The following is a 3994-nucleotide window of genomic DNA, read 5'->3' as shown; positions in this document are numbered from 1 at the left end:
CGGCCTCCAGGTCCGGACCGAGGGCGGCGCGCAGGGTCCCGTCGTCATCGCGGGTGCCCGTCAGCCAGGGGGTGCGGGCGCTGCCCGACCAGGCCAGGGCGAGCGGCGCCCAGCGCTGGGGGAGGCTGTCGGTGAGCCAGCCGGCGGCCAGGGAGGAGGGCACCCAGGTGGCGCCGTCGTCGTCGAGTCCCAGGAGCCCGGCGCCCGCGGCGATCTCGATGATGCGGGCGGCGGCGTCGGCCTCCAGGTCGAGGGCGTCGGCGGTGCGGGCCAGGGTGCGCGCGCTCACTCCGCCGGTGCGGCGGATCGTGCCGCCCTCGCGGCCCCACTCCTCCAGGAGGGCGGCCACGAGCCGGACAGCCTCCTCGGCGTGGAAGGAGGCCTCGGAGGCGATGACGTCGGCGCCCACCGTCTCCAGATCGCCGGCCTCGGGGGCGGTGAGGGGCTCGCGGGTCAGGCGGCCGCCGCGCAGGGCGAGGGCGACCTGGCGCGGCAGGATGAAGCGGGTGCGCCCGTGGGCATCGCTGCTGCGCTCCAGCCAGCCGCGTTCGATGAGCGGGGCCGCCCCCGGTGCGGTGCCGCCTGCGCGCAGGGTGCCGGCGGGTGGCCCCCAGGTGAGGGCCTGAAGCATCTCCACGGAGGCCGCCGGGATGACCGGCTTACCGCCGCCGGCTCCGCTGGCCGAGTTCTCGCTCAGCTCCTCCAGGGTGGGTGGCAGCTGCTCGGCGCTCACCGGCTCGGCGGCCCAGGGCCCCAGGCCGAAGGGGTGCGGCCCAAAGGCCGCCTCGAGCGCGGCCAGGGGCCTGCCCTCGACGACGAGCGCCAGCCGGCGCAGGTGCCCCAGCGCCTCGGTGACCTGCTCAGCAGGCAGCGGGAGGTGAGCGGCGACCAGCCCGGCCAGGTCAACACTGTCCGGGCGGTCCGGGGCAGCTGGATTGTCTGCGGGACCGCCGAGGGGCGCGCCGCCGGCCGGTTCACCACTGGCTCCACCGGCTCCATCGGCCCGCCCGTGCTCGGCTGCTTCAGTCGGCCCGGCCCCGTTGGCCCGCCCCGGCTCATCGGGCCGGCTGAGAGCCACCACCGCCTCGGCCACGGCCAGCGTCGGCGCGTCCAGCCCGGCCAGGGCGTGCTCGATGCTGCCCGGGGCCCCCGCACGGGTCGCCAGCGCCAGGAAGGAGGAGGACGGCGGCGCGGCCAGGTCCGGGCGCGCCACCAGCAGGGCGGCGACCTCGCGGTCCGGCAGCGCCGTCAGGTGCACGGCGAGGTCCTGGGTGGAGGCAGAAGGGCTCATCCGCACCAAAATACGCCCCCGCCCCGCTCGCGGACAGAGCGGGCCCAGTCTTCCGGCTAGTTTCGGAAACCGAGAGGCCCCGCCCCGCTCGCGGACAGAGCGGGCAGCGGGGATGAAGGGCACCGGTGTCCAAATCGGTGACAAAGGGACCTCACCGCCCCTGAGACCAGCAACGCGAACCGCAGAATCATGCGGTTTTCTTTCGCAAGCTGGAGTCCGTCTCGCGCCTTTGTCACCGATTTGGACACGATCCCGCAGATTTCACTGTTCCTGGCCCCTTGCGGCGCCTTCCGACCCGCGTCTGGGGCTCGAGCCCGGTCCCGGCGGCTCGCGCACCGCCGCGGCAGCCCAGGATCCGGGCCATCCGGCACGCGGGGATGAGCTGAGTGTTGGCGTGACGTCACTGTCGGTAGCGATGTCAGCCACGCGCACCCGGGTATGACGCCTAGCGCCGCCCCTTCCGGGACTTCCGCTTGTATGTCAGCCACGCGCACCCGGGTATGACGCCTGCCGGCTCGCCCCTCCCGCTGGAAGAGGAACGTCTCCTCCGTCACGGCACCCCGGCGCCCCGGCTTGGGATACTCCCGCCCATGTCCGCTACGCCCAGCGATCCTGCGTCCCCGGCGCCCTCGGCCCCCGACGGCCCGCTCATCGTCCAGTCCGACAAGTCCGTCCTCCTGGAGGTCGCCCACCCCCAGGCCGGGCAGGCCCGCCGCGCCATCGCCGCCTTCGCCGAGCTGGAGCGCGCCCCCGAGCACATCCACACCTACCGGATCACGCCGCTGGCCCTGTGGAACGCACGCGCCGCGGGCCTGGACGCGGAGACGGTCGTCCACACCCTCATCACCTACTCGCGCTTCCCGGTGCCGCACGCCCTGCTCACCGAGATCGCCGAGACGATGAGCCGCTACGGCCGCCTCCAGCTCCTCACCGACCCCGCCCACGGCCTGGTCCTGCACGCCACCGACGTGCCGGTCCTGGAGGAGGTCATGCGCTCCAAGCGCACCAAGGGCCTGCTGGGGACGCGGCTCGGGGAGGCCGACGTCATCGTCCACCCCTCCGAGCGCGGTCACCTCAAGCAGGTGCTCATCAAGCTGGGCTGGCCGGCCGAGGACCTGGCCGGCTACGTCGACGGCGAGGCCCACCCCATCACCCTGACCGACTCCCCCGGCACCTTCCAGCTGCGCCCCTACCAGTGCGAGGCGGTGGAGAGCTTCTGGGCGGGGGGCTCGGGTGTGGTCGTCCTGCCGTGCGGGGCCGGCAAGACTCTCGTGGGCGCCGCCTCCATGGCCAAGAGCTCGACGACGACGCTCATCCTGGTCACCAACGCGGTCTCGGCGCGTCAGTGGAAGGAGGAGCTCATCCGCTTCACCTCCCTGACCGAGGAGGAGATCGGCGAGTACTCCGGCTCGCGCAAGGAGGTCCGCCCCGTCACGATCGCCACCTACCAGGTGCTCACCACCCGCCGCAAGGGCGTCTACCCGCACCTGGACCTGCTGGACTCCCACGACTGGGGGCTCATCGTCTACGACGAGGTCCACCTCCTGCCCGCCCCGATCTTCCGCATGACCGCGGATCTGCAGGCGCGCCGCCGCCTGGGCCTAACGGCGACCCTCGTGCGCGAGGACGGCCGTGAGGACGAGGTCTTCAGCCTCATCGGCCCCAAGCGCTACGACGCCCCCTGGAAGGACCTGGAGAACCAGGGCTGGATCGCCCCGGCGATCTGCACCGAGGTGCGCCTGACCCTCGACGCCGGCGAGCGCATGGCCTACGCGACCGCCGAGCCCGACGAGCGCTACCGCCTGGCCGCCTGCTCGCCACGCAAGCTTCCGATCATCGAGGCTCTCCTGGCCCGCCATGAGGGCGAGTCGGCCCTGGTCATCGGCCAGTACGTGGACCAGCTCACCGAGATCGCCGAGCACCTGGACGCCCCCGTCATCACGGGCTCGACGACGGTGCGCGAGCGCCAGCGCCTCTACGACGCCTTCCGCTGCGGGGAGATCCGCACGCTCGTGGTCTCCAAGGTCGCGAACTTCTCCATCGACCTGCCCGGGGCGAGCGTCGCGATCCAGGTCTCGGGCTCCTTCGGCTCGCGCCAGGAGGAGGCCCAGCGGCTCGGACGGATCGTGCGCCCCAAGGAGGACGGCCGCCAGGCCCACTTCTACACGGTCGTCGCCCGCGACACCGCCGACCAGGAGTACGCCGCCCACCGGCAGCGCTTCCTGGCCGAGCAGGGCTACGCCTACGCCATCATCGACGCCGAGGAGGTATGAACCATGACTGACGACACGAAGCGCGCTGCCCAGGAGAAAGCACCCAGGTCACTGCTCCGGTCCCTCTTGGTGCTCGTGGGTACGAGCGCCATGCTCCTTGTCCTCTTTCTGCCATCTTCTATGAACATGGTGAACAAGCTCCTCGCGGGCGAGTACATACCGACGTCCAAGCTGATCGCATTCACCATGGGCAGCACGATCCTGATCGGCTTGCAGCTCGCCGCCTTCCTGTCCCTGTTCATCTGCTGGCGCCGGAGCCGCAGGGAGGCCGCCGAGCATCAGTGAGCCCGGCGGCCGTGCGCGTGCCGGCTCAGCGCGACAGGCGGCGGGCGCGCACGTTGCGCACGAGGACGCGGGCCAGGCTGCGGCCAAAGGCCTGGATGGCGGGGTCGACCCTCTCAGCCTGCTCACGGGCAGCGGCCCCGGCACT

The 3994-nt window shown here is 72.6% G+C and carries 2 protein-coding genes and 1 pseudogene; 2 read left to right on the top strand and 1 reads right to left on the bottom strand.

The window, feature by feature from the left end:
- Positions 1-1291 (bottom strand): annotated as a pseudogene (locus RIV14_RS13430) (helicase-associated domain-containing protein); the annotation flags it as partial.
- Between the two features lie 590 nt (positions 1292-1881).
- Between RIV14_RS13430 and RIV14_RS13425 the strand changes: the two are divergent.
- Positions 1882-3564 (top strand): DNA repair helicase XPB, encoded by a 1683-nt coding sequence (locus RIV14_RS13425; RefSeq protein ID WP_075372016.1) that lies wholly within the window; start codon positions 1882-1884, stop codon positions 3562-3564.
- A 3-nt stretch (positions 3565-3567) separates the two neighbouring features.
- Positions 3568-3849, top strand: a complete 282-nt coding sequence (locus RIV14_RS13420) for a hypothetical protein (RefSeq protein ID WP_075372017.1) — start codon at positions 3568-3570, stop codon at positions 3847-3849.
- Positions 3850-3994 lie beyond the last annotated feature (145 nt).

Origin of the sequence: Actinomyces acetigenes, assembly GCF_031296635.1 — a bacterium.
Lineage (GTDB): Bacteria > Actinomycetota > Actinomycetes > Actinomycetales > Actinomycetaceae > Actinomyces > Actinomyces acetigenes.
This window is presented reverse-complemented; position numbering and strand designations above follow the sequence as displayed.